30 protein-coding genes and 1 pseudogene are annotated in these 23,625 nt (G+C 67.0%); 11 read left to right on the top strand and 20 right to left on the bottom strand.

What is annotated here, in order from left to right; translation table 11 throughout:
- Positions 1-255 (top strand): ATP-binding protein (locus tag ACTMTI_RS55095; RefSeq protein WP_441129095.1); only part of this gene is annotated, 255 nt, incomplete at its 5' end.
- A gap of 91 nt (positions 256-346) precedes the next feature.
- Here the strand turns inward: ACTMTI_RS55095 and ACTMTI_RS55090 are convergent.
- Positions 347-481, bottom strand: coding sequence for a type II toxin-antitoxin system RelE family toxin (locus tag ACTMTI_RS55090; protein ID WP_441129094.1), 135 nt, complete (start codon positions 479-481; stop codon positions 347-349).
- 277 nt (positions 482-758) lie between these two features.
- Between ACTMTI_RS55090 and ACTMTI_RS55085 the strand changes: the two genes are divergently transcribed.
- Both ACTMTI_RS55085 and ACTMTI_RS55080 read left to right on the top strand, forming a co-directional pair.
- Positions 759-1,727 carry a nitrilase-related carbon-nitrogen hydrolase gene (locus ACTMTI_RS55085; RefSeq protein ID WP_441129093.1) on the top strand — a complete coding sequence of 323 codons (969 nt, stop codon included), beginning with the start codon at positions 759-761 and terminating at the stop codon, positions 1,725-1,727.
- Between the two features lie 120 nt (positions 1,728-1,847).
- Positions 1,848-2,981, top strand: a complete 1,134-nt coding sequence (locus tag ACTMTI_RS55080; RefSeq protein WP_441129092.1) for a DUF418 domain-containing protein — start codon at positions 1,848-1,850, stop codon at positions 2,979-2,981.
- A gap of 25 nt (positions 2,982-3,006) precedes the next feature.
- Here ACTMTI_RS55080 and ACTMTI_RS55075 read toward each other — a convergent pair whose 3' ends face one another.
- The 11 genes and pseudogenes from ACTMTI_RS55075 to ACTMTI_RS55025 all read right to left on the bottom strand — a co-directional run bounded on the left by ACTMTI_RS55075 (position 3,007) and on the right by ACTMTI_RS55025 (position 9,778).
- Positions 3,007-3,654, bottom strand: coding sequence for a DsbA family oxidoreductase (locus ACTMTI_RS55075; RefSeq protein WP_441129091.1), 648 nt, complete (start codon positions 3,652-3,654; stop codon positions 3,007-3,009).
- Between the two features lie 110 nt (positions 3,655-3,764).
- Positions 3,765-4,127 (bottom strand): antibiotic biosynthesis monooxygenase family protein, encoded by a 363-nt coding sequence (locus ACTMTI_RS55070; protein ID WP_441129090.1) that lies wholly within the window; start codon positions 4,125-4,127, stop codon positions 3,765-3,767.
- Positions 4,128-4,382: 255 nt separating this feature from the next.
- Positions 4,383-4,748 (bottom strand): DUF2809 domain-containing protein, encoded by a 366-nt coding sequence (locus ACTMTI_RS55065; protein WP_441129089.1) that lies wholly within the window; start codon positions 4,746-4,748, stop codon positions 4,383-4,385.
- A 284-nt stretch (positions 4,749-5,032) separates the two neighbouring features.
- Positions 5,033-5,500 carry a hypothetical protein gene (locus ACTMTI_RS55060; RefSeq protein WP_441129088.1) on the bottom strand — a complete coding sequence of 156 codons (468 nt, stop codon included), beginning with the start codon at positions 5,498-5,500 and terminating at the stop codon, positions 5,033-5,035.
- A gap of 252 nt (positions 5,501-5,752) precedes the next feature.
- Positions 5,753-5,887, bottom strand: coding sequence for a hypothetical protein (locus ACTMTI_RS55055; RefSeq protein WP_441129087.1), 135 nt, complete (start codon positions 5,885-5,887; stop codon positions 5,753-5,755).
- A gap of 189 nt (positions 5,888-6,076) precedes the next feature.
- Complete coding sequence (locus ACTMTI_RS55050; protein WP_441129086.1) at positions 6,077-6,736, bottom strand: SRPBCC domain-containing protein; 660 nt, start codon at positions 6,734-6,736, stop codon at positions 6,077-6,079.
- Positions 6,737-7,010: 274 nt separating this feature from the next.
- Positions 7,011-7,115: pseudogene (locus ACTMTI_RS55045) on the bottom strand (transcriptional regulator); the annotation flags it as partial.
- Positions 7,116-7,420: 305 nt separating this feature from the next.
- The gene (locus tag ACTMTI_RS55040; RefSeq protein ID WP_441129085.1) at positions 7,421-8,071 is read right to left on the bottom strand and encodes a hypothetical protein; all 651 of its coding nucleotides are present in this window, start codon (positions 8,069-8,071) and stop codon (positions 7,421-7,423) included.
- On the bottom strand, positions 8,068-8,763 hold the full coding sequence (locus ACTMTI_RS55035; RefSeq protein ID WP_441129084.1) for an ABC transporter ATP-binding protein: 696 nt from the start codon (positions 8,761-8,763) through the stop codon (positions 8,068-8,070). Before ACTMTI_RS55035 ends, ACTMTI_RS55040 begins: the two co-directional genes overlap by 4 nt.
- Positions 8,760-9,257 carry a hypothetical protein gene (locus ACTMTI_RS55030; RefSeq protein WP_441129083.1) on the bottom strand — a complete coding sequence of 166 codons (498 nt, stop codon included), beginning with the start codon at positions 9,255-9,257 and terminating at the stop codon, positions 8,760-8,762. The genes ACTMTI_RS55035 and ACTMTI_RS55030 overlap by 4 nt, the downstream gene beginning before the upstream one ends.
- A complete protein-coding gene (locus ACTMTI_RS55025) occupies positions 9,254-9,778 on the bottom strand; it encodes an RNA polymerase sigma factor (protein WP_441129082.1) in 525 nt (174 codons plus the stop codon). Before ACTMTI_RS55025 ends, ACTMTI_RS55030 begins: the two co-directional genes overlap by 4 nt.
- A 270-nt stretch (positions 9,779-10,048) precedes the next feature.
- Here ACTMTI_RS55025 and chvE point away from each other — a divergent pair, with 270 nt between their 5' ends.
- A complete protein-coding gene (gene chvE / locus ACTMTI_RS55020) occupies positions 10,049-12,166 on the top strand; it encodes a multiple monosaccharide ABC transporter substrate-binding protein (RefSeq protein ID WP_441129081.1) in 2,118 nt (705 codons plus the stop codon).
- Between the two features lie 365 nt (positions 12,167-12,531).
- Positions 12,532-13,233, top strand: a complete 702-nt coding sequence (locus ACTMTI_RS55015; protein ID WP_441129080.1) for an alpha/beta fold hydrolase — start codon at positions 12,532-12,534, stop codon at positions 13,231-13,233.
- 100 nt (positions 13,234-13,333) lie between these two features.
- On the opposite strand, the gene ACTMTI_RS55010 is transcribed toward ACTMTI_RS55015, so the two are convergent.
- The 5 genes from ACTMTI_RS55010 to ACTMTI_RS54990 all read right to left on the bottom strand — a co-directional run bounded on the left by ACTMTI_RS55010 (position 13,334) and on the right by ACTMTI_RS54990 (position 17,783).
- Positions 13,334-14,497, bottom strand: a complete 1,164-nt coding sequence (locus ACTMTI_RS55010) for a CU044_5270 family protein (RefSeq protein WP_441129079.1) — start codon at positions 14,495-14,497, stop codon at positions 13,334-13,336.
- Positions 14,494-15,045, bottom strand: a complete 552-nt coding sequence (locus tag ACTMTI_RS55005) for an RNA polymerase sigma factor (protein WP_441129078.1) — start codon at positions 15,043-15,045, stop codon at positions 14,494-14,496. Before ACTMTI_RS55005 ends, ACTMTI_RS55010 begins: the two co-directional genes overlap by 4 nt.
- Before the next feature lie 714 nt (positions 15,046-15,759).
- Positions 15,760-16,314, bottom strand: a complete 555-nt coding sequence (locus ACTMTI_RS55000; protein ID WP_441129077.1) for a GNAT family N-acetyltransferase — start codon at positions 16,312-16,314, stop codon at positions 15,760-15,762.
- 225 nt (positions 16,315-16,539) lie between these two features.
- The gene (locus ACTMTI_RS54995) at positions 16,540-16,791 is read right to left on the bottom strand and encodes a cupin domain-containing protein (RefSeq protein ID WP_441129076.1); all 252 of its coding nucleotides are present in this window, start codon (positions 16,789-16,791) and stop codon (positions 16,540-16,542) included.
- Between the two features lie 509 nt (positions 16,792-17,300).
- Positions 17,301-17,783: an ArsR/SmtB family transcription factor gene (locus tag ACTMTI_RS54990; protein WP_441129075.1), complete on the bottom strand. Its 483-nt coding sequence runs from the start codon at positions 17,781-17,783 to the stop codon at positions 17,301-17,303.
- On the opposite strand from ACTMTI_RS54990, the gene ACTMTI_RS54985 reads away from it, so the two are divergent.
- From ACTMTI_RS54985 to ACTMTI_RS54970, 4 genes are all read left to right on the top strand, one after another.
- The gene (locus tag ACTMTI_RS54985) at positions 17,681-18,526 is read left to right on the top strand and encodes an SDR family NAD(P)-dependent oxidoreductase (protein WP_441129074.1); all 846 of its coding nucleotides are present in this window, start codon (positions 17,681-17,683) and stop codon (positions 18,524-18,526) included. The genes ACTMTI_RS54990 and ACTMTI_RS54985 overlap by 103 nt on opposite strands.
- Before the next feature lie 476 nt (positions 18,527-19,002).
- Positions 19,003-19,257 (top strand): hypothetical protein, encoded by a 255-nt coding sequence (locus ACTMTI_RS54980; RefSeq protein WP_441129073.1) that lies wholly within the window; start codon positions 19,003-19,005, stop codon positions 19,255-19,257.
- A gap of 189 nt (positions 19,258-19,446) precedes the next feature.
- The gene (locus ACTMTI_RS54975) at positions 19,447-19,830 is read left to right on the top strand and encodes a VOC family protein (RefSeq protein ID WP_441129072.1); all 384 of its coding nucleotides are present in this window, start codon (positions 19,447-19,449) and stop codon (positions 19,828-19,830) included.
- Positions 19,831-20,026: 196 nt separating this feature from the next.
- Positions 20,027-20,623 carry a TIGR03086 family metal-binding protein gene (locus tag ACTMTI_RS54970; protein WP_441129071.1) on the top strand — a complete coding sequence of 199 codons (597 nt, stop codon included), beginning with the start codon at positions 20,027-20,029 and terminating at the stop codon, positions 20,621-20,623.
- Between the two features lie 246 nt (positions 20,624-20,869).
- Here the strand turns inward: ACTMTI_RS54970 and ACTMTI_RS54965 are convergent, their stop codons facing one another.
- Genes ACTMTI_RS54965 through ACTMTI_RS54955 form a run of 3 tightly spaced genes read right to left on the bottom strand, consistent with a single transcriptional unit; the run spans position 20,870 to position 21,683 of the window.
- The gene (locus tag ACTMTI_RS54965) at positions 20,870-21,136 is read right to left on the bottom strand and encodes a hypothetical protein (RefSeq protein WP_441129070.1); all 267 of its coding nucleotides are present in this window, start codon (positions 21,134-21,136) and stop codon (positions 20,870-20,872) included.
- Between the two features lie 35 nt (positions 21,137-21,171).
- Positions 21,172-21,465, bottom strand: coding sequence for a hypothetical protein (locus ACTMTI_RS54960; RefSeq protein WP_441129069.1), 294 nt, complete (start codon positions 21,463-21,465; stop codon positions 21,172-21,174).
- Entirely contained in the window at positions 21,462-21,683 is a 222-nt protein-coding gene (locus ACTMTI_RS54955; RefSeq protein ID WP_441129068.1) for a hypothetical protein, read from the bottom strand. Before ACTMTI_RS54955 ends, ACTMTI_RS54960 begins: the two co-directional genes overlap by 4 nt.
- A gap of 97 nt (positions 21,684-21,780) precedes the next feature.
- Here ACTMTI_RS54955 and ACTMTI_RS54950 point away from each other — a divergent pair, with 97 nt between their 5' ends.
- Both ACTMTI_RS54950 and ACTMTI_RS54945 read left to right on the top strand, forming a co-directional pair.
- The gene (locus ACTMTI_RS54950; protein WP_441129067.1) at positions 21,781-22,047 is read left to right on the top strand and encodes a GntR family transcriptional regulator; all 267 of its coding nucleotides are present in this window, start codon (positions 21,781-21,783) and stop codon (positions 22,045-22,047) included.
- Between the two features lie 355 nt (positions 22,048-22,402).
- Positions 22,403-23,596 (top strand): DEAD/DEAH box helicase family protein, encoded by a 1,194-nt coding sequence (locus ACTMTI_RS54945; protein WP_441129066.1) that lies wholly within the window; start codon positions 22,403-22,405, stop codon positions 23,594-23,596.
- Positions 23,597-23,625 lie beyond the last annotated feature (29 nt).

Below are 23,625 nucleotides of genomic sequence, written 5' to 3'. Positions count from 1 at the left end.
CTGCTCCGCAGCAACGTCCTCACCTGCGAAGTCGCCGACGGCAGCCAGAGCACCCCCCGCATCCGCCGCGCCGCCGACACCGACGAAGGCGGACGCGGACTCCAGCTGGTGTCCGCGATCTCCCATCGCTGGGGCACCCGCTACACCGCCAACGGCAAATGCATCTGGACCGAACAACCTCTCGAGTGCTCATCACCTGCCCTGCTCCCCGAGCAGAGCGGCCTGGACCTGTACGACCTGCTGGGCGATGAGTGAGGCGCCCGACGAACCGGTTCGAAAGCCGACCATGGCCGGCGATGGCCTGGGGTGGCCGTGCGCCGCCCCGACCTGGTCTCGCCGCGGAGTCCTACGGGGGAACTTGGCGGTAGATGTCGCGGCGGTTGACCCACACGATCAGCTGACCGTCCTCGACGGTGTAGACGACGCGGTAGTCGCCGGCCCTGAGTCGCAGGCGGGCACTGTGCCCCTGGAGGGCGTACATGAGATGGCGAGCGGAATCTGCCGCCGTAGCCGTCCGCACATCTCACGCAGTACTACCGAGCCCATCTCGGCTGCAGCGCCCGGGCTTGCCGCGACGAGGTGAAGTCCCACGCGTACTCTATGGCCGCCGTGTCGGGAGCCATCGCGCAGGAACGGTTAGACAGCATGTCCGGCCACGTCGGCGGTCATCCGCTCCCACAACTGCTCAGCATCGCTGCGATCGTGGCAGAGCGCGGACACCGTCACCCGCCACGATCGTTCCCTCCGCCGTCCTGCTGTTGGGCGGGGCGCGGCTGGCGTTCGACCCGCCGGCCGGCTCGACCGTCCGGGTGGCCGCGCTGGCGCCGAACCGGGCAGCCGACGACGCGTCCGCGGCCGCCGGCGTCAGGCCCGGGCCGCGCAGCGCGGCGGAACGCGCTGAGCTGAGACGACGGTACTTCACCCCCACACTCGACGACCTGCTCGACCGCACGGTGACGGCGGCCCGGTCGGGCGCCAGAATCGTCACGTGGTCCGAGGCCGCGGCCTACGACTTCGTCGGGGACGGGGCAGCGGTGGTCGAACGGGCGCGGGCGGTCGCCCGGGCGGAACGGATCTATCTCCAGATCGGCGTCGTCTACCTGCTGTCCAGCAAGCCGAGCCCCAACGTCGAGATCCGCGCCATCATGATCGACCCCGGTGGCACGGTCGTCTGGAACTACCTCAAGACGTCCACGGTTTTCGATGACGGCAATGTGCGCGGCCCTGGGGTGGTGCCCACGATAGACACGCCGTACGGCCGGCTGGCGACCGCCATCTGCTTCGACGCCAACTTCATGCCGCTGATCCGGCAGGCCGGGCAGGCCGGGGCCGACATCCTGCTCCTGCCCTCCAGCGACTGGGCGCAGGTCACCGACGCGCTCGCACAGCAGGCCGTGTTGCGCGGCGTGGAGAACGGGATGAGCGTCGTCCGGCCCGCTCAGCGCGGGACCTCCATGGCCGTCGACCATCAGGGCCGGATGATCGGGTACGAGGCGAGCTGGTTCTCCAGCGACGCCCGCACCACCGACCACACGATGACCGTCACGGTGCCCATCCACGGACGGCCCACCCCGTACAGCCGGTGGGTGGGCGACGCCGTGGCCTGGCTCTGCCTCACCGGCCTGCTCACCATGGCGGCAGCGGCGGCCGTCCGCCGGTTCCGCCGGACGGCCGCCGCAGAGCCCGATATGGCCACGGAACATGCTCTGCCTGCCGTACGGAGCTGAAAGTCGAAAGCGCTACGCCGGGCTCGCGACCAAGGTATGTGGCCGTACATCGATCGATGTACGGCCAGTTTCGTCTCGTGAGACGAGGCCGACGGGGATTCTCCCCCCGAGACTTAAAGGGTGGCGAAACGAATAGACGCGTTAGATGTGCTGCGCGGTATCGCGATCATGGGCACACTCGGGACCAATATCTGGATTTTCACCGATCCCGCCGGCCCTGCCGGCTTCCTGGGATTCGACAACACCGGAGCTGTGGAGACATTCCTGCGGTTCCTGTCCAACGGGAAGTTCCTGGGCCTGCTGACGCTGCTGTTCGGCATCGGCATGGAACTGCAGTATCGGAGCGCGGTGCGCAAGGGGCTGGCCTGGCCGGGCCGTTACCTGTGGCGCGCCGCCCTGCTGCTCGTGGAGGGCACGTTACATTTCATCCTGATTTTCGAGTTCGACGTGCTCATGGGCTACGCGGTCACCTCCATGATCGTCGCTTATCTGATCGGCAGGAGCCACCGCGCCATCAAGGCTTGGATGATGGCCGCGGGTGCGGTCCACATCACCTTGGTGAGCCTGCTCACGCTGGCCCTGCTGGCCACGGACGACGAGGCCTTCGCCGGCCTCGCCGGGACCCTGTACACCCAGGGCAGCTGGCTCGACCAGGTGATCTCCCGCCTCCACAACGCCGCGGCGTACCGCGTGGAGCTGATCTTCATCATCCCCATGGGCATCGTGCTGTTCCTTCTGGGCACCCTGCTGCTGCGCGGGGGCCTGTTCGAGGAGCGCGGCGCGGCCCTGCGCAGGAGGCTCACCGTGGTGGGGCTCGGCGTCGGCGCGCCACTGAACCTCCTCACCTCGTACGCCGGGCCGGCCTGGTTCGCCGTCGACCGCTACCTCCTCGCGCCGCTGGTCGCCCTGGGCCTGCTGGGACTGATCACCTCGATCCTGCTCAAGCGCGACAGAGCACCCGGCCTGATGCTCAGAGGCGTCACCAACGTCGGACGCACCGCGCTGTCCAGCTACGTCTTCCAGAACCTGGCGGCCAGCGCACTCTGCTACGGCTGGGGTCTTGGCCTGGCGGCCCAGCTCGACACGCTGCGTCCCTGGTGGGTGCCCGCGGCGTGGGCCGCCATCTGCCTGCTGTTCATCACGCTGTCCACGCTGTGGCTGCGCCGCTACGACCGCGGCCCGCTCGAACTGGCCTGGCAATGGGCGTACCAGGCGCCCTGGCGCACGACCGCGAAAACTCCTGCCCGCCGCTGACCTCCACGCGGCGCCGCAGTGCCGTTCACCCGCCCGCCGGGGCATCGTGCGGGCTGGTCAGGCGGTGCTCCAGCAGCCGGCGTAGCTCGGCGGCGGGCTGGACGCCCGAGATTGGCGGCCTGCCGTCGATCACCAGGGAGGGGACGCCGGTGATACGGTGCTCGGCCGCGCGCCGCCGGTCGGCCCGCACCGCCTCGGCGTAGTCGTCCCCGGCGAGGACGGCGCCCACCCGGTCGGCATCCAGGCCGGCCTCGGCACCCAGGCGCTGCAGCACCTGCGGGTCGGCTACGTTGAGCCCTTCAGCGTGGTACGCGCGAAGCAGCCGCTCCATCATCTGATCGGCCTGACCGTGCTCGGCGGCCAGATGGCACAGCCGATGCGCGTCGAAGGTGTTGACCGGCCGGGCCAGGTGCAGGTTCAGCTCGAGACCTTCCGCAGCACCCAGCGCCTGAATTCGCGCCACCCGGGCCGGCGCCTGATCACCCCACCATCCGGCCATGGCCTCAGCGGCCGTGGGACCAGGGACCCGGCCTTCCTCCGGGGCGAGCTCGTAACTGCGCCAGACGATCTCCACCTTGTCCCGGTCGGTGACCATCTCCAGTGCTGTCGTCAATCGTCGTTTGCCGATGTAGCACCACGGGCACAGCACATCGGCGTAAATCTCGACCTTCATGAACGTCCTTTGATGTGATTGGCGGCCTGGGTCACAGGCGCCCGCCTCGTCCCCGCGTCGCCCCGTTCCTCAGGCTGGCGGGGGCGCCCTCTGAGCGGACGCCGGTGTGCTCAGGAGTCGAGGCGCTGCGGCCCGGGACCGACTTCCCGGACGACGGTGTAGGTGGGAACCCCGCTCATGCGCGGTTCGGCCTTGCCCGACAAGCCCTCCAGGGCCTTGCGGATGGCGGCCATCCGGCCTTCGGTGTCGGAGGTCTCGACAAAGTTGCGGTAGTCCGCCTCACTGCCCCAGTGCACGATGTTGTAGACGCGGGTGCCGTCCGTGCTCACGTGGAAACGGGCCGACCGGTAGCCGGGATAGAAACGCACCCACCGCTCCTGGATCTCCGCGAACGCCTCGACGAGCTCGTGTTGGGTGTCAGAGCCGTCAACGGTGTAGTCGATGATCGAACAGAAGCCGGAATCCGTGATCACGTAGGCGCTCCTCATGGTCGGGCGCAGGGCAGGTCCTGGTCGCTCATCCTGCAACCTCAACCACAGTTGAGATCAAGGACCTTGGGCCCGCGCGGCCACCTCCGTGGCGCCGGTCACGGCCCCTCCACCGTCGTGGCAGGACTGCGGGGACGCCGGACCTCGTCCTGCGCTGGCCGCCGCGCAGGACGAACCCGATGACCTCGCCGCTGTGGGGCATCCGTACCGTCAGCGTGCCGGTGGGGTGGAGTCCGAGAGTCAGCCGGTCTGATCACCGGATCGGACCGATCGGCGTTCCCAGGCCAGGGCCGCGACCACACCGATGGCATAGGCGACCAGGTCCCATGGGTCGGGGAACGCGCCGACCAGGACACCGCCGATGCCCGGCGGGGTCATGCCGACTATTTGGTAGAACTCGACGGCGGCGGCGATCGCGGCCGTGGCCAGGGTGCGGCGTGCGGCGGTGGTGCGCCACAGCAGCCCCAAGAACGCGTAGACCAGCATGGTGGCGCCGACGTCGCTCACGTAACCGCGGACGAACGGTTGTCCCGGGCCCCGGTAGAAGAGGGCGAACGCGCCGACGGCAAGGGCGACGCCACCCAGAAGGACCATGGCACGGCGCATGTGATTGACATCTTCTCCGAATCTCAACGATCAGGACGAACCTGATCATAGAGCTCGTCCCTTATGGCGGCATGCTGATTGCGGCAGGTCAGCGACCGCGGTGGAGTGCCATGGCGCTGGCCACTTCAGATGAACGCCTCGGCCTCCAATCCGTTCAGCTAGAACTGGCCAGTAGCAGGTCAGGGGCATCAACCGTGGTCACATCAAGGCGGAACTGACAGGTTTCACCGGGTTCATGACACCGCCGCCGGTTCGACGTCCACCGAACCGGTGAGACCCGCTACTCAGCCGAGCGAGAGTACCGAAACGGCGATCAGAATCAGCAGGAGCGCCAACCAGCCGCCCGCGATCGCCAGTAAGGCGATCATGCAGCCCTTCCCGTTCCATGGCTGAGGGGCGGGGCCGAGGGCGCCGCGGGAGTAGGCCCACATGGGGGCGCGGTATTCGAGTTCGAGCGCCGTCCCGGGCTGGAGCCAGACCGTCAGGTCCGCAGGACCGATCTTTGCGGGGAGGAAATAGGGCAGGTGGACGTGGAGATGATACTGGCCAGGAGGAAGCGGGATCGTGTTACGGCCCCATCGGCCCAGCATCTGGTGGCCGTTGAGAATGATGTTGGGCGTGATCATGGCCAGCATGACGCCAAGCCAATGCCGCTTCACATCGAGTACGAGATGCGCCTGCGCTCCGGAGGGAACGGGTTGGGGCGGCTGATTCCATGGGGTGTGGGGCGCGGGCGGATGCATGGCGGTCATGCTAGTGCCACCCGATCTCTCACGATTTCCTCTGCTACGGGCGTACGGAGCTCAACCGGATCGCGCTCATCCACCTGACTCCGAGCCGAACCAGGCGTGGTTTGGGAGGCGCGGTGGACGTGCTCGCGCAGGTGTCCGCCGCGCTGCTCTCACCAGGCCTCGCGCTGGAGAATCTGGTCGAAGATGAGTCTCTTCTGTTGGCCCCACCCCGAACTCGCCGAGGGCTTGTATGGCATTGCGCCGAGCGGGCTGTCAGGCCGGGTGGGCGACTGCCGGCGACGGTTCTACGAGCGTCAGCACGTCGGCCAGCGTGGGCAGGAACGGGCCGGGCCAGTCGTCCTCGCGCGTGTGGGCGTCGTTGTCGGTCCAGTCTCCGGCCCGGAGCATGAATGCCTGCATGCCGCAGTTGGATGCGCCGGTGAGTTCGTTCCCTCCTCCGTCACCGATGTAGAGGCAGTCTTGAGGGTCGGCGTCGAGGTGGCGTGTGATCAGCTGGACCCCGAGATCCAGGAGACACGGCCTAAGCCCTCGCCCACTTCGGGTTGAGGGGGCGGTTCGGCCTCCGCCGGGCGGCGGTCAGCCGTTGTCGTCCCCTGTGGTCTCGGGGGCGAAGTGCTGCACTCCGAACGCGATGGCCGCGGCGAGATCGTCGCCACTGGTTCCCCAGGCGGCTTGGATCGCCGGTCCCCAGGCGTGGCAGCTGCGGGTGGCGAACTCCTTTGCCTCGGGCGTGTCTTCCCAGGTCGCGGGGTCGAACGTGGCGCCGCGGAGGAACAGGTCGAGGCCGAGCAGCGTGAGATCCCAGCCGCCGCCGATACCGATCACGCCGCCGGGTCCGTAGGCGCGCACCATCTCGTCGACGATCTCGGCGGGAGAGGTGTGCTCCAACTCCACGACGGTGCCGCCGTCTTCGCCGCGCGCGAGGCGGACTTCGACCTCGGTGTTCATGCCGTCCCCGAGAGCCCAGGTCACCTTGATCAGATGGGGCTCCTCGCAGCGCAGGATCTCACCGCCGGCGTTGTCCTTGAGCTGGAACGTGCCGCCGAGCCGAAGGTCGCCGTCGATCGGGGCCAGCCATCGGCTGATCCGGTCGGGGTCGGTGCAGGCGTTCCACACGTCCTCGATCGCGGCGTCGTAAGTGCGGCGCAGCAGCAGCGACCGCCCTTGGCCGGTGGCGACCGCGAGGCTGCCGATCTCCCGGTGGGTGGCGTTGATCTGGTTGACGATGTCGATCACGTGTCTTCCTCGTTCTCCGTAGACGGTTGTCTGTCCGGGGACGATGTCCCGGCAGTGTTTTCGTGCTGTTCGCGGCGCTCGCGCTTGCCGCGCGCGAGTTCGGTGCCCAACGCGTCCAGGCGCTCGCTCCAGAACCGGCGGAAGCGCTCCAGCCAGATGTCGACCTCCTGCAGTGGCGCCGAGCCGACGGCGTACCGGCGAGGGTGCCGTTCGCGCGGACGGTCGCGAACCCGGACTCCCGCAGCACCCGCAGGTGCTGCGACACCGCCGGTTGCGAGATCCCGAACTCCGCCCGGATGATCCCGCTGACCGCGCCTGCGGTCTGCTCGCCGTCGGCGAGCAGCTCCGATATCCGGCGTCCGACCGGATCGCCGAGCACGTCGAAGGCCTGCACGGAGCGATAATGCCACCTTCAACTTATATAAGTCAATTCTTAATTAGGTCCATGGCCAGCTGTAGCCGGAAACCGCAGCCCGGGGTACCGCTTCCACGCCACACGTCAGCCAGGGGTGGCGCCTGGCGGCGAGAAGGCGGACGACGGGCTGTCGATCGGGCTACGACAACGTGATCACGCCGACGAGGAGCACTGCGGCGACGATCAAGACGACCACGATCAGAGTCGTCCGGCTGAACCTGCGTCGAATGAACTTGGGGTTGTGGGCCATTCTCAGGTTCCCTTCTGCTTCAGGGCCGCCGTCGGATCGCCAGATAGGCGACGCCGGTCAGGACGAGCGTGAGGATGAGATAGGAGGCCGTTTCGATCCACTGCGTTGGCCAGTAGGGCAGCTCAAGGTGGCCGCGCAGCGCCCGGCCGGTGAGCTGGCTGATGCCGGCCAGCAGGACGGACAGGGGCATGGTGATGCGGGTGTTCCTGGTCACGGCACCGAGCGCGGCTCCTAGTGTCAGGGCGAACAGCACTCGGATGAACGGCACCGGGCCGTGGCTTTCGTAGTACGGCCAGTTCATCGGATCGCCGCCGGTGGGGGGCAGCGCCCAGGCCAGCAGCGCAGCCAGCAGCGCCGCCGCGACCAGGGCGCCGGTGGCCGCGGTGGCCAGGATCGCGGCCAGCCAGCGGCCGCGGGTCAGGCTCTGGGTCCAAGCGAGCATGTGCGTTCCCGTCTCGAACTCGCGGGAGATCAGCGGCGCGCCCCACACCAGGCAGGCCGCCCCTGGCAGCAAGCCGGCCAGCTGTTCGGTGAGTCCGGACAGGTCCGGCTCCACGTGCTCCACGACGGCGGCCACGCCGTACATCATCACGACGGCGGCGATGGCGGCAGCCTGGGCCCGCTGTCCACGCCAGGCCACCCACAGCGGCCCCACGATGGGTCCCGTCATCGGACCGGCCCGGGGTTGCGCAGGTAGTCGAGCACGAGGTCCTCCATGGTGGTGGCCGGGTGGCAGGCCAGGAGCTCGGTGAAGCCGCCGCACAGCCGGACCTGGCCGACGCCGAGCAGGATCAGGTGATCACACACCTCGGCCAGGTCGGCGAGGATGTGCGAGGACAGCAGGACGGTGGTTTCCAGCTCGCGCACCGCGTCCATCACCTGGATGCGCGCCAGCGGATCCAGCTCGGCCAGCGGCTCGTCCAGCACCAGCAGATCGGCCCGCTTGCCCACCGCCAGAGCGAGCGCCACCAGGGTGCGCTGTCCACCTGACAGGCGATCTGCCCGCTGCTTGACGGGGACATCATGCGCGAGCAGGAACGAGGTGGCGGTTTGCTGGTCCCAGCGGGGGTTGGTCGCGGCGCCGAAACGCAGCAGATCAGCCACGCTCCACCGCCGATACAGCGGCTTGTCCTGAGCCACGAACGCGACCCTGGACACCTCCAGCGGCCTGCCGAAGACGCGCACCTGGCCGGTGGTGGGCGCCAGTAGCCCGGTCACCAGGTTGAGCAGCGTGGTCTTGCCCGCCCCGTTCGGCCCGACCAGCGCGCACCGAGCCCCGGCGGGCAGCTCGATGGTGGCCTCACGTAGCGCCCAGCGCTGCCGGTAGCGCTTGCCCAGTTCGCTGGTCTCCAGCGCGTTCATGCTTGCTCTCCACCGGCAAGCCCGCCGGTCAGCTCGCGCTTGCGGCGCAGCAACTCGGCCCGGCGAGCGTGAGCCCGCACGAGCAGCGCCAGCGCCGCCGCTACGAACACGCCCCCCACCGCCAACGCGGCGCCCAGGCCGATACCGCGCTGCACGGCGATGCCCGCCACACCCACGGTGGTGACCAGCGAGGCGACCAGGGCGATCCAGGCGGCGATCACCCGGTCGGTGGCGAACAACGGCACCCTGCGCGTCAGCAGCCAGCAGCCGTAGCCGGCCCACGCCAGGCAGAACACGGTGAACAGCGCGAACGCCCCGTGGGTACGGCCGGGCAACGGACCCGGCTCACTCCACCACAGCGCGGCCACGAACACCACACCGGCCAGCCCGGTCAGCAGCGCCGCCACGGCGCGTACACGCCGCCACGGCGACAGCGACGGCTCAAGCCGCTCGATCATCTCCTGCGCCGACAGACGCGGCTCATCCTCGATCATGGCCGGTATCCCCTTTCCTCCAGGTGCTCCCGCAGCAGCCGACGAGCCCGATTGAGCCTGGACTTGACCGTGCCGGCCGGGACGAGGCAGATCTGCGCGCACTCCTCTATCGACAGGTCCTCCAGGTAAAACAGGACGAGAATCTCCCTCTCCAGGACCGGTAGTCGTGTCAAGGCGGCGATGAGCTCGACGCGATCCGCCATGGCCTCGACGGGGTCCTCAACGATCACCTCGTCGGTCGCCAGGCCTTCCTTCTCCCTGGCGTATTCGCCACGCAGGCGGTCGGTCACCGAGCGGCGGGCGATCGTGAACAGCCAGGGTGCGAATCGGCCGGGTTCCCGCAGCCCGGGCAGGCCACGGACCACGGCCAGCCAGATCTCCTGGGTCACATCGTCGGCCCGCTCGGCATCCAGCATCCGCCGCACGTAGGTCCACACCGGCACCCGCCATCGGGCTACCAACTCGGCCCAGGCAGCCCGCTCGCCCAACTGGGCACGGACCACCAGCAGCTCATCGGTCATCTCGTCCCTTCCGTCACCTTGCACAGTCGGGCGAGAAGCCGCTCGGGTTCACGGCCGCGCACATCATTCTGCGGGTCCGCCATGCTCAGAGAGCGAGCGCAATGTGGCTCCCTCCGCACGGGGAACCGGCGAGGGCTGCGATCACGGCGGCTCCGGTGGGGAGGTTGACTCGTTTTGTAGGCCTTGCCAACTGCGCCGTGTATAGACTTCTTCTCGATCTTCCCAAGAACGGCACGTCCGGCTTCGCTCGTCCTGGCCGAAAGGATGCGGATGAAACCGCTGGAGGCGTCGGATCCGACCGCCGTCGGCCCGTATCGGGTCCTGGCCGAGCTCGGCCGGGGCGGCATGGGACGGGTGTTCCTCGGGAGCGGCTCGGACGGGCGGCTGGTCGCGGTGAAGCAGGTGCGCCAGCAGTTCGTGGAGGACGAGGGGTTTCGGGCGCGCTTCCGGCGGGAGGTGGATGCCTCCCGGCGGGTGTCGGGTGCGTACACGGCCGCGGTGATAGACGCGGATGAGCACGCGCCCCTGCCGTGGTTGGCGTCGGTGTTCGTGTCCGGGCCTTCGCTGCGTCACGCCATCGACGTCGCGGGGGCGCTCGCGGAGGAGCCGGTGCGGCGACTCGCGGCAGGGCTGGCGGCCGCCCTGGTGGAGATCCACCGTGCCGGGTTGATCCACCGGGATCTGAAACCGTCCAACGTCCTGTTGGCCGCCGACGGTCCGCGAGTGATCGACTTCGGGATCGCGCGGGCCACTGACAGCCCAGGAGGCAGCGAGATCACGCACACCGGGTGGCTGGTCGGCTCGCCCGGGTTCATGTCTCCCGAGCAGGCCGAGGGCCGGCCGCTGACCCCGGCCAGCGATGTGTTCTCGCTCGGTACGGTGCTCGTCATGGCGTGCACCGGCGTCAGCCCGTTCGCCGGGTCTTCGACGCCGCAAACCCTCTATAACGTCGTGCACAGGGAACCCGACCTCGCCGCGGTTCCTGAAACCCTGCGCGGGATCATCGAGTCGTGCCTGGCCAAGGACCCGGCTCGCCGGCCCCGCCCGGCCCAGCTCCTGGAATCCATCGGCCATCTCGCCCCGTCGGCGCAGGTCTGGCCGACCCCTGTGCACGACCTCATCACGAGCCAGCAGGCCGAGGTCGCCCGGCTCCTCGGCGTACCGCTGGAGCAGCCCGCCCCACCCCCGGCCGTTCCGCCCAACGCCACCCCACCGCACGACCCGACCCTGGCCTACACTCGGCAGAACCCCGGCCCGCCTCCCGCCGTTCCGGACGCTCGGATCCGACGGCGCGGCCCGCTCCTCGCGGTGATCGGCGCGCTCGTCGGCGTGGCGGTGCTGGCCGGCGCCGTGATCTGGGCGCTGCCGCCCTCGTCGCGACCCGCGGGCGGCGCGAGGGCGCTCATCGGTGTCACCATGCCGACCAAGTCGTCCGAGCGCTGGACCCGCGATGGCGACATCGTCAAGTCGCGGTTGAAGAAGCTCGGCTACCAGGTCGACCTGCAGTACGCCGAGGACGACATGCTCACCCAGGCCAGCCAGATCGAGAACCAGATCAACAAGGGCGCCAAGCTCCTGATCGTCGCCTCGGTCGACGACACCGCGCTGACCTCGCAGCTCCAGCAGGCCGCCGACAAGAAGATCCCGGTCATCGCCTACGACCGGCTGATCCGCAACAGCCCGAACGTCGACTACTACGTCACCTACGACAGTTTCCAGGTGGGCGTGCAGCAGGCCACCTCCCTCCTGGCCGGGCTGGGCGTCGACAAGGGTGAGAAGGGTCCGTTCAATGTCGAGCTGTTCGGCGGATCCCCTGTCGACAACAGCGCCATGATCTTCTGGGACGGCGCGATGTCGGTGCTCAAGCCGAAGATCGACAGCGGGACGCTGAAGGTCGCCAGCGGCCAGACCGACTTCAAGACCGCGGCCATCCTGAACTGGGACTCGGCCACCGCGCAGGCGCGGATGGAGGACATCCTCACCAAGACCTACGCCGGCGGCAAGAGGGTGGACGGCGTGCTGTCGCCGTACGACGGGCTGTCGATCGGCATCCTGTCGGCGCTCAAGAGCAACGGCTACGGCACCAGCGGCCGGCCGTACCCGATCGTGACCGGGCAGGACGCGGAGCTGGCCTCGGTGAAGTCGATCGTGGCGGGCGAGCAGTACTCCACGATCTTGAAGGACACCCACAAGCTGGCCGCGACCACGGTGGCGATGGCCGACGCCGTGCTCAAGGGTGGCAAGCCCGAGGTGAACAACACCAAGGACTACGACAACGGCACCAAGGTCGTCCCCTCCTACCTGCTCGATCCCGTCATCGTCGACAAGTCCAACTACGAGCAGATCCTCATCGGCGGCAATTACTACACGGCGAACCAGCTGAAGTGACCTGCACCGCTTCAAAATTGATGCGTACAGTCGGAGCTGGGGTTTCTCGGGCTCAGTCATGCGGCTCGCTCCGGGCGCGGTGACCGCGCCCGCCTCCGGAGAGCTGGACGGTGAGCCCGTTCTGCTCAGCGGCGGCGAGTCCGCCGTGACAATGGGCGCGGTGTGCTCGGATGTGAGCAGCCTGACGATATGCCGAGCCACGGCGAGAAGATCAGTGCGCAGGCTGCCGGTGTCCGGCACGTCGACGCTGAGCAGCCCGGAGTCGGCCAGCGCCGCTCACGGGCCAAAAATACAACGCACCGTTGCGTTGTGTTCGACTGGACGAGTACTGTGCAGCGCAACGGTGCGTTGTGTTTGGAGGTCCTGTGGTCCCCGTCGTGTTCGTTCATGGCATCCGCATCAGCGGTTCGGCTTGGGTCGAGCAGGTGGAGAGAGTGGGTGCGCGGCATCCCGCGAGGGCGATCGACCTACCTGGCCACGGCGCCCATCGCGGCTCGCCGTTCACGCTTTCCCATGCGGTACAAGCAGTCGTCGACGCCATCGACGAGCCGGCTCTCGTCGTGGGCCACTCGCTCGGCGGCTATGTCGCCATCGCCGCGGCCGCCCGGCACCCCGAACGCGTGGCCGGTCTGGTCGTCGCCGGTTCGAGCTTCATTCCCGGGCGGACACTGCAAACGCCATTCCGGCTGGCGCACCGCGCTTTCATGCGGCTTCCGGACCGCGGTGAGTGGATCAGCCGTTGGCAGTTCAACGCCGCTCTGCCACGACCGGTCGCGGACGCGGTCGCGGGAGGCGGGATCGCGACCGAGGTGATCCCGGATGTGACGAAGGCTTTCGACGACTTCGACGTTCTCACGGAACTCGCGCAGTATCCCGGCCCCGTCTGGCTGATCAACGGCGCCCGCGACCACTTCCGGCGCCACGAGCGCCGCTTTCTCGAGGCCTGCGTTGACGGACGGCTGCTCATCGTGCCGGGCGCCGGGCACTACCTGCCACTGACCCACACCGCCGAGTTCTCGCGACTCGTCCTCGATGCCGCTGCGGTGGTGGAGAGGGGACGTAAGTGATCTGGGTGGTTGCCCGCCGCCAGCCCTGGCAAGCGTCGGCGGCGGTGATCACTAAGAAGACGATGCGTCGCCGGCCCTCGCGCGCGGATTGGTGAGCGACTCAGTTCCGATGCGTGGGCAGTTCTGGGCGTTCGTCGGTCCAGCCGATCGCCTGGAACGAGGTGGAGAGACGCAGCTCCACCTGCCGCCCGTTCGCGAGCTTGGTGGTGTTCGTCCTCACCTCGGCAAGAAGCAGGCCGGCGCTGGGATCGACCACGAGCTGAACCTGGGTAAACAGGCCCGGCTCTATCTCCTCCTGATAGCTGAGCGTCTGCCCGCGCCGGCCCAGCGGATCTGTCATCTCCCCCTCAGCCCGTATGCCGGGCAGAGACGCAAGGATCCGGTACGCGGATGCCCGAACCTCGGGCGAGGCCGGCAGGCCACTGATGATGCCCACACAGCCTCGCAGAAGGATGTGCGCCCTCGCCTCCTCCACGTCCATCCCGGATCCGGCCAGCTCCAGCCGGCCGATGCGCTCTTCTAGGTAGCTCCGGAGCTTGCCGGGCTCGCTCGGGATCGCGCGCACCTCCTTCCAGGTCATGTCCTCCCCTGCCAGGTCACCGGCCGAGCCCTTCCACTTGCCGTGAAGCCGTTCGGCGGTTCGCTCACCTGCTGCCGCCTCTAGTGGCCTGGACGGGACGGAGAACAGGTTCTCCGTCTTCATGTTCTTGGGGTATCGCCAGCTGGTGGGCGCCCCCGCAGCCCGCCAGGCCGCCTCGTCCTGCGGGGTCGCGGGCTTGACGCCGAGATCCTGCCAGATGCGCCAGTACTGCAGATCCGGCCGCTTCGCCAGCCACGTCTCAAGGGACCGGCTGCCCTCGAGCACATAGCTGCGCGTGGGGTCGGTCAACATCCACTGGTTGACGGTCGCGGTGCGCCAGTAGTCGCCGCTCGCAGGGGCCTTCTCCACGGCGACGGCAGCAGCGAGCAGGATTTGCCGGGCGGTCGGTTCGGCGGTTGCGGACACCGACGTGCTGGGCTGAGGCGCGACAGAGATCGTGCTGTCAGACAGCATCGCAGGGCCGATAACCGCTACCGCGGCGGCGGCCGCGGCCAGGCCGAGCAGAGCGCGGCCAGGAGAGGGCAGGAGCCGCCGCCGGGCCGGAACGCGCTCCAGCGAGACGATCTCCGCCAGCAGCGCGTCCGCCCCCGCGGTGGACGCCCGGCCGGCCAGGTCCTCGTCCAGCACTCGCGCCCGGTCCTTGAAGATCTGGTCGTTGTTCACCCTGACTCCTTCTCGATGAGCGGCCGTGATGCGAAACCAGGGGCCGATGGGCGGGCCTTCTCCAGGGCCTTGGCGAAGCGCTTGCGGGCCCGGTGCAGGCGGATACGGGCGGCGTTGCGGGAGCAGTTCAGCACTGTGGCGATCTCGCCGGGGTCGAGCCCCTCCCAGAGGGTCAGGGCCAGCAGTTCACGATCGCTGTCGGCGAGCATGTCCATGGCTTCGTCCACGCCGTGCTGCTCACTGTGGTGGGAGGGGGCGGCGTAGAGGTGTTCGATCTCGTCGGTGAGTTCGGCGTGCCGGGTGAGCCTGCGCCGCTCGCTACGGCGGTGGTTGGCCAGGACCCGACGGGCCACGCCGTACAGCCATAACTTGCCGGCCTCGCCGTCGGGAAGCTCGGTTATCCGCCGCCAGGCGATCACATAGGTCTCGGCCACAACGTCGGCGGCGTCCTCGGGAAACGAACACCGCCGCACGGCATAACCGAGGATCTGCTCATAGGTTCGCCGGTACACCTCCTCAAACCGGGACCGGTCGTCTTGTTCACTCACGCGTCATCCTCGTCAGACCTTCCGAACGCTGCGGGCTTTCAATTCCTACGTGTCCGCGGCCGACGGCAGAATTTCAGGCGAGGCAGGAACGACTGAACCGATCGGAGCGGCCCCACGACCGGCGGCGTGCGAAAACCCCAGCTCGGCGCCCGCCCAGGCCGGGCCGACTCAGTGGTGTTATCTGTCACAGCCACCGGATGCTGTCGGCGATCTTCAGTGGGTGGATGGCGGGTTCTGGCAGAGTTGCTGGAAAGGGGCTGTGGGACCGGGCCGGTCTCGCTCTGGTGGTCGCGGTAAGCCGACCCATTCGGTTTGGTGGTCGTCTTGCTTCTTTGCGGCAGTAACGGGCCTCGGGGTCGTGCGGGCTGACGATCCCCAGTCCCGACCAGGGCAAATCGCGTCACCATCAGCGTCTTCGGATGTCTCCTGGCCGGCAGGTGACCGGCGCGGCCGGCCGTGACACTCTGGCGATCTCGGCTGCGTCGCCGCGCGCGACCCGCTCCGGCGGGGCAACCGCGGGCGGGCGTGAATCATGCCGAAGAACTGGAGTCCCCTGTTCCCGCCGCCAGAGAACTTGTCGTTGAGCCAGGAGTACTGGCCGTAGACCAGATCAACGGAGCGGCCGGGTGCGACGTCGAGGCGGTGGCCGCCGCCGACGCCACGGTCGCTCACCCCAATTCAAGCTCATCGTCCGTCTGGCTCCTGCGCATTACGTCAGGGACGCGAGGAGTTGGCGTTGGTAGCCACCATCCACTTAGCACGGCGCAGGGCGTACATGTGGGCGGGTTTCCCGTATCGGTCAGTAACCTCGCCAGCGAAGCTCATACCGAGCTTCGCCATGATCCGTTTCGATTGGACATTGTCACGGTGGAAGCAGGCCGTGAGCGACGAGGCGCCTGTCCGCTTGAAGGCTTCGTCCCGCACCGCCGCCGCGGCCTCGGTCGCGATACCGCGACCCCACGCGTGCGGCTCCACCCACCAGCCAATCTCCAGCACCGGCGCTTCCAGTCCCGAGGCCTCGTCGTCGCCAAGGGAAACCAAGCCGAGGAACGCTCCGTCGTCGCGCTCGGTGATGGCCCTCATCCCGAAGCCGCGCTGTTCCCACTGCCGTAGAGCAAGCTCGTGGCGCTGAAACGCGTAGTCCCGGCTCCATAGGCCGCTGCCGACAAACCTCATCACCCGTTCGTCACTGGACATCTGGATGAGGTTCTCCGCGAAGCGCTGCTGCCAGGGAATCAGCACCAGACGAGCGGTGAGCAGCTTTCGCATGGAGCCAGAGCATTCCGACCGGTCCGCTATCTCTTGGTGTTCATGCATGTCGGCGGCTGAGTCCTCCAGGTGCCAAGGCGCACATCGGGCTGACGGCCTGATGCGCCCTTGGCCGTCGGGGGTTTGGGTCTTCATCGGACTCCGGGCGGCACGTTTGAAGATGTCCCGCGACCCGGAAGGGCCTGAGAGTGAGCTGGATTAGTTCAGGTCGTGGGATGCGATGCCTCAGGTCCCGTACTGCTTGGTGTCCGGGTGCTCGATGAGCAGGACATGGGCGGGCTTGTCGGCAACGGGACGGTGCCGCATCCCCCTGGGAACGACGAACAGTTCGCCCGCCTTCAGCACCACCGGGTCGTGCCCCTCCAACTGGATCTCAAAGCTGCCGTCCCAGCACAAGAACAGCTCGTCCTCATCGTGGTAATGCCAGGGGAACTCGCCCTCCAATCGAGCCAGGCGAACGACGGTGGTGTCGTTCACCCTCGCCAAATTGTGCTGCTGGAAGGGCCCTGGGAGCGTGGCGATGGCCTCAGACACCGAGACCGCAGCAAGCTGACGCAAATCTTCGTGTTGTGTGGTCATACCGCAATCCTTGCCTTCAGAGTGGTCCTACGACAGAGCCAATTCACGCCAATTGGACCTCTTGTCGGACCAATCGACCGACGATCATGCTTATGTAGCCTGAAGCGGCGTTACTGGACGATCCTCGTCAGGGCGAGTTGGCGGATGGCCCCGCCTGCACCTTGGCGCCGAACCCACGAGTCATGTCCGGATCAGCCACGCCACCGTGCTCTTGCGCAGCACGCTCCCCGGAGTCACTAACGGGGATCAAAGACACCGTCTGAGCTTTGCTTTTAACCTTTGAAGCGGTCATCCGTACGGTGCTGAAGAGGCGTGTCTCTCACCAGGATTTGGCGTCCATCCGCCATAGTCGCAGCCTTGGTCAGCGGTCAGGACGGCGTTCGAAAGTGGGCGGGCTGGTGGTCTGTCTATGTTGGGAACCTGGGCTCAGCGTTCGCGAGCAGGGTCAAACTGCTGACGAGGCCGGCGGCCTCGGGCGAGGCGAGCTGGTAACGGACGACACGTCCGAGGCGGCGGTAGGTCACCAATCCAGCGGAACGCAGCACGGCCAGATGGTTCGACATATTCGGCTGGGTGACTCCCATGTGGCTGGTCAACTCGCCCACGGACGCATCTCCCTCGGCGAGTGTTTGCAACACGGCAAGGCGAACAGGGCAGCTCAACGCACGTCCAATCGCGAAGAGTCGGTCATCGGGTCCGCTGCCACCGTTGCTATCCATCAGGACCCGATGATACTTTCCGCTACATATCAGCCGTGACTGATGTTTTGGTACCACCACGCCACCCGGTGGATCCGTCGGCGTCGCAGCCTTCGGACCCTCTTTCATCCCTCGCCACCCTTCGGAAAGGCAGATCATGGCCGATAACAAAACCAAGAACGCCGTCGTCACGGGCGCCAGCAAGGGCATCGGACTGGGTCGCCACCGCACTGCGCGACCAGGGATACCAGGTCGTGGCCGGAGCACGAACTATCAGCACCGAACTCAAACAGATCACCCCATTCGCCATCTCCGTAGACCTCGGCACTCCCGACGGGCCTGGCCACCTCATCGACACAGCCATGGCTGAACTCGGCGGCATCGACCTACTGGTCAACAACGTCGCCGGCACCACCGGTCCCCACCCGGACGGGTTCCTGTCCGTCTCCGACGACGACTGGCGACACGCCCTCGACCTGACCCTGTTCAGCGCCATTCGAGCCAGCAGAGCCGCGCTGCCCAGCATCGTCGAGCGCAACGGCCACATCATCAACATCGGCTCGGTCAACTCACGACGCCCGGCGCCTCACCTGGTGGACATCTCCGCCGCCAAAGCTGCGCTGGCCAACCTCGGCAAGACCCTTGCTGGAGAATTCGGCCCCCACGGCGTCAGAGTTAACACCATCTCGCCCGGGCCGGTACGTACCGCGGTGTGGACCGAACCGGGCAGCACCGCTGATGTGCTCGCAAACCGCGCCGGCATCTCACGCGAGGAGCTCCTCGACGCTCTGCCCGCCACCATCGGGATGTCCACCGGACACCTCACCGAACCAGCTGAAATAGCCGCTCTGGTCGTGTTCCTGGTCTCCGGGAAGGCACCCAACATCAACGGCTCCGACCTCGTCATCGACGGCGGCCTGCGCAAGGAGCTCTGACCTTCACATTCAACTTGCGGCCTGGGGTCCTTCTCGGGCGGCGAGTTTCTGTGGACCTTGTTTTTCGGGGGACGGGGTGACGCGGGGCAGGGCCTGAGCGTGATCCTTTGGGGCGTCCTGGTCCGGCCCGGGTGGATTTGGGAACAGCGGCGGGGGCGCCGAGCAGGCGGTGGATGTCGCGAAATTCGCGGCGGACGCGTCCGGGGCTGAGCGGTCGATCCGGGGTGGGTGGTTTCTCCCAGGGGCGACGCAAATCTTCGGCCAGGTCGCGGGCGAGGGCGAGTTGGGTGAAGGCGGCCATGATCAGGCGGACCCAGCGGTCGGTCTGCTCGGGGGTGCGCAGCTTTGCGGCGATCAGCCCGAGAGCGCCCTTGGCGAACTTGAAGGTGTGCTCTTCGTCGAATCGGGCCAGGTAAGCCCGCCAAATTTCACCCAGGGCCAGCACGGTGGGTCCAGCGTGCCACAGCCACTGCGTCTTGTGCGGGGCGCGGCCGTCGCTGGTGCGGCCGCCGTCTCTGCCCGACGCGGTGTGGGAGGCGTTCAAGCGCGCCTGGGGTCCGCTGAACGCCTCGGGTCTGCAACGGATGGCTGCGGCGGAGGAGATCGCCAGATCCGTGGTCTCGCTGGCGACCGCCGAGTTCTCCTATATGGCCGGCTCGACGGTCCTGGTCGGCGGGGCCCCGTTCGGAGGCAGTCCGATGAACATGCCGCCCGGATTCCCCGCCGGTTAGAGGCCGGCCGCTACCCTTGGCCGGCGGGCGATGCGCTGCAGTTTGCGCCCCTCCTCCATCGACATCTGGACGAGTGACCTGTTGCGCGGTTGATGACCATGACCGTCGCACCAACCGATCGTGGAGGCGGCCGGACACGCGCTGTCGTCACCTTCTGCCGATGAGCGCGCAAGGCAGTACTTTGCAGGCATGGCGACACATTGGACGCTCGGATGCGATGCGGCCGACCCGCACAGGATTGCTGCGTTCTGGGCGATCGCGCTCGGGTATGTGGCTGAGCCGGGGTATGACGACCCAGACGGAGCATCCATCGTCGATCCGGACGGCGTGGGCCCAGCCATCGGCTTTCTCAGGGTGCCTGAGGGCAAGACAGCCAAGAACAGGATGCACATCGACATCCGGGTGGCAGGCGAGCCGCCATGGGACGTGGCCGAGCGCGAGCAGCTCATCCGTGCGAAAGCAGCCGAGCTGGTCACCGCCGGCGCTACGACTGTCCGCGAGGAGTTCTACGGTAAGCACCTTGGTCATGTCGTGATGCTCGACCCTGAAGGGAACGAGTTCTGCGTCGCGTGATGAAAGCACAGAAACCCGTGCTTCCGGCCGCCGCCACCACCGCGCATGCCGCTGATCGAGCGCTCGGACCCTGTCGTACGTGGCGTTCGCCTCACGAACGCGGACGCGAGATTGTCGGCGCCGACCGATGACTTCTTCGATCCTGTGGAGTCAGCACAGTAGAGCGATGAGCCAGGTCCGACGGAGAGGAACGGCCATGCCCGTGATCGATCTGGAGTCCGCTGCCCGCGAGGTGGTGCGCCTGTTGGATGGCGTGACCGAGGACCGCCTGGACGATCCAACGCCATGCGCTGACACCCCGGTCGCGGCACTGCTCGACCACCTCATGGGCTTGTCGCTGGCATTCACCTGGGCGGCCCGCAAGACCACCCCGCCCGAAGGCGGAGCAGGGCCGACAGCGAGTGCCGAGCATCTCGATCCACAGTGGCGCACGCTGCTTCCGCGGCGGCTCGATGAGCTGGTGGAGGCCTGGCGCGACCCGATCGCCTGGGAGGGGATGACCGAGGCCGGCGGCGTGACGATGCCCGCTGAACAGATGGGCATCGTCGCGCTGGACGAACTGGTCCTGCACGGCTGGGACCTGGCCCGCGCGACCGGCCAGCCGTTCACGTGCACCCCGGCCGACACGGCGGCCGTCCTTGCGTTCACCAGCGCGTCGGCGCGACCGGAGCAGGCAGCTGGCCGGGAAGGGCTCTTCGGACCGGTGGTCGAGGTCCCTGAGGACGCGCCAGAGCTCGACCGCGCACTCGGCTTCGCAGGTCGTGGCCCCGCGTGGACACCCAAACAGGCGTGACCATCGACGGTGGGCCGGAACGGCTCACACGTCCCTCGCAACGGCAAGGATCCGCTCATGTTGCGAGTCGCGCCCCTCTCGTCACGGCGTCAGCGTGGGCGTGACCGGAGACTTTTCGGCTGGGACATATCGCAGCGTGCATGTTCATTGGTAGTGGTCCAGCGTCACGACCAATGGGGCGTAACAAGCGGGCCAACTGAGCTGCCAGTCGACGGGCAATCGTTCACGATGCCTTGGCCGCAACACTCAACCGCGTCCGTCGATGTCGTCCGCTTCGAGGGAGGCAGATCGTAGGTCGTTCCAGCGGTAGTCGCTGTTCTCGGGGGGAAGGCCCTCGAACGTGTAAAGAGGGTCGATTTCCAGGTCGCACAGTCGCTGCTCTTGTGAAAGCGCGTGGTAGGCCAGGGCCTTGTTCATGGCGCTCATCACGTCAGGCGCCTCCACGACCCAGGTGTATGGCGCCTCTCCGTCGAACCGTTCAGTGCCGGCAATGGTTACCGTGAAGGTCTTCATCTCCTGTGGCCCCTCTCCTGGGGCGAAGATCGATGTCACCACGCCCGACCGGTCACGATCTGCAACCACAGGTCCCGAGCCGCGCGTGCGGACATCCAGGCACTCTCCACGATGGCCTCGGGAGCTTCGTCGGTGATGCGCCGGACGAACCACAGCCCGGCGGCCGTACACAGCTCGAACATCGGGTACGCGCAGGCGCACGTGTGCTCGCGAATCCGCAACCGATCGGCGCGCGGCTGGCTCCGGGCCCAGTCCACCCGTACGGCCTGCGCCTGCGCGGCCGTGACGTGCAGGCCGTGATAGTCGAAGTGCGACGGCGGACGCTTCACGACCTCACCGCCATCCGGGTCTGGTCTTCGAGCAGTGACACGAATGTCGCCACGTCCTCCGCGCTCACCGTCTGCCGCAGGCCCTTGTCGATGTCGACGTTGCGGAGTCGGACGCCGCGCCGGGTTGCGTAGAACACGCCCGCATCGCTGCGGAAGAACGACCAGGTGGGGAACGCGGCGCGCAGTGCGTCGAGGTCGTAGCCGGATGTCTGTTGCATAGCTGCAGGCTACGCCAACCTTCCTAGTCCTGCCTAGGGGTTCCTCTAGGTACCCCGAGGAAGGAAAGGGAACCTATGGGTTCCTATCGTTACCTACATGGACTTCAAGCCCGATGAGCTGCGCTGGCAGGCCGTGGCAAACGAAATCCGGCGCAGGATCGCAGAAGGGGTGTACCAGCCGGGTATGCCTGTCCCTGGTGAGCCGCGGCTGGCAGTCGAGCTGGGCGTGGCCAAGGGGACAGCCCGCAGGGCGCTGAACGCTCTGCTTGCGGACGGCACGCTCTATTCAGTCCTGGGCAAGGGCACCTTCGTTAGCCCACCCAACGACGCCAAGACCTCCGAAGGCCAGTCGCCCAGAGGTTAAGTCGGAAGCGATCCGCAACGCTCGGCTCCAGAGGCGACGGTGCTGCGCAAGCATCTTCGCCTGGATGTACATGCACACATGAGTCCTACGGCATGCGTCAGGCGGGCTGGGTGCACTTGATTCGCTGTACCCACGAGATACCGGACGGGTATTGAGGTGCCAGCGCGGCCCACGTATCAAGTCAGCGTGTTGAAGTGGGCTACCAAGCCCATGAGGACGTGCTTTCGTTACACTATCCCGCCTAATGGAGAGGGCTGGGATTCGAGTCCGGGCGATTCGTTCGTACCGCTCCGAGCAGAAACGATGTTGTCACCCATGTTCACACATTAGCCCGGCGCACCCTATAGTCACAACGGTGAGCGATCTCCGCCCGGGTATCTACGAACATCTCGTTACTCGCGAAATCGGCACCCTCCTGCGTGCTGTGCCCGACAACGAACTAATCGATCGACGTTCGCTGGATATAGCAGACTCCCACGAGACGCTGGCGCGACATCTTGCTGCATTGACCCGTCGCGCGCTGCGTGCAGTGCGAGGTGAGAGCGACACCGTACGGCTGGCCCGCCAGGTCGAGATTGTCAACCGTGTAACCAATCTCATCAGTGACCTGGTCCCAGAGGCAACAGGGCCAGAGGAACTGGTAGAGGCTGCTGAGGAGCTACTGGGCCTGGCAGAAGGCCATGATATGGCCGGCCGGGTACGGTTCCCGGCCCGTCCAACGATCCCTCTAACGGGTAGCGCATTGCTGGTCAACGGCAGGGGGCAGCCAGAGATCGGCCACGAGCTAAAGCGCGAGTTGGCTTCCGCCGATCGTGTGGATCTGATATGCGCATTTGTGAAGTGGAACGGCGTACGCGTACTCGAGGAGGCAATCGAGGAATTCTTGACTCGAGGCGGGCAGTTGCGCGTAGTAACCACTACGTACATCGGAGCCACCGACCGCCTCGCGCTAGACCGGTTGGCCACCATGGGTGCCGACATTCGTGTCTCGTACGACACGCGCATGACACGCCTGCATGCCAAAGCATGGCTATTTCACCGTGCAACCGGCTTGTCGACAGCCTACGTGGGCTCCTCGAACCTATCAAAATCAGCCCTCAGCCATGGCCTCGAGTGGAACGTGAGGCTCGCCCAGGCTGAGCAGCCGCACCTGATCGATACGTTCGCAGCAACCTTCGAGGACTATTGGGGAGACCCTTCTTTCGAGCCGTACGATCCGGCGCAGGATGCCGAACGCCTCGACCGCGCGCTATCTTCCGAACGTTCCGGCAACCGCGTCATCGCTATCGACTTCGCCTATGTCGATATCCATCCCTACACCTATCAACGAGAAATCCTCGACGAACTTGCCGCTGAACGCCAGATACATGATCGATGGCGGAACCTTGTTGTCATGGCCACAGGCACTGGCAAGACCATGGTTGCCGCCATGGACTATCGGCAGTTGCGTAGCACCGGACGGGCCAACTCGCTGCTGTTCGTCGCTCACCGTGAGGAGATCGGCACTTCCCCCTGGTTGGTGGACACGCTGATACTGGATCTTGCTTGATCCGGAGGAAGCGAGAAGACCGCCGATGG

The organism is Nonomuraea sp. H19 (assembly GCF_052068215.1).
Taxonomy (GTDB): domain Bacteria; phylum Actinomycetota; class Actinomycetes; order Streptosporangiales; family Streptosporangiaceae; genus Nonomuraea.
The sequence above is the reverse complement of the archived record's forward strand: the minus strand, read 5'-3'. Positions and strand labels throughout refer to the sequence as shown.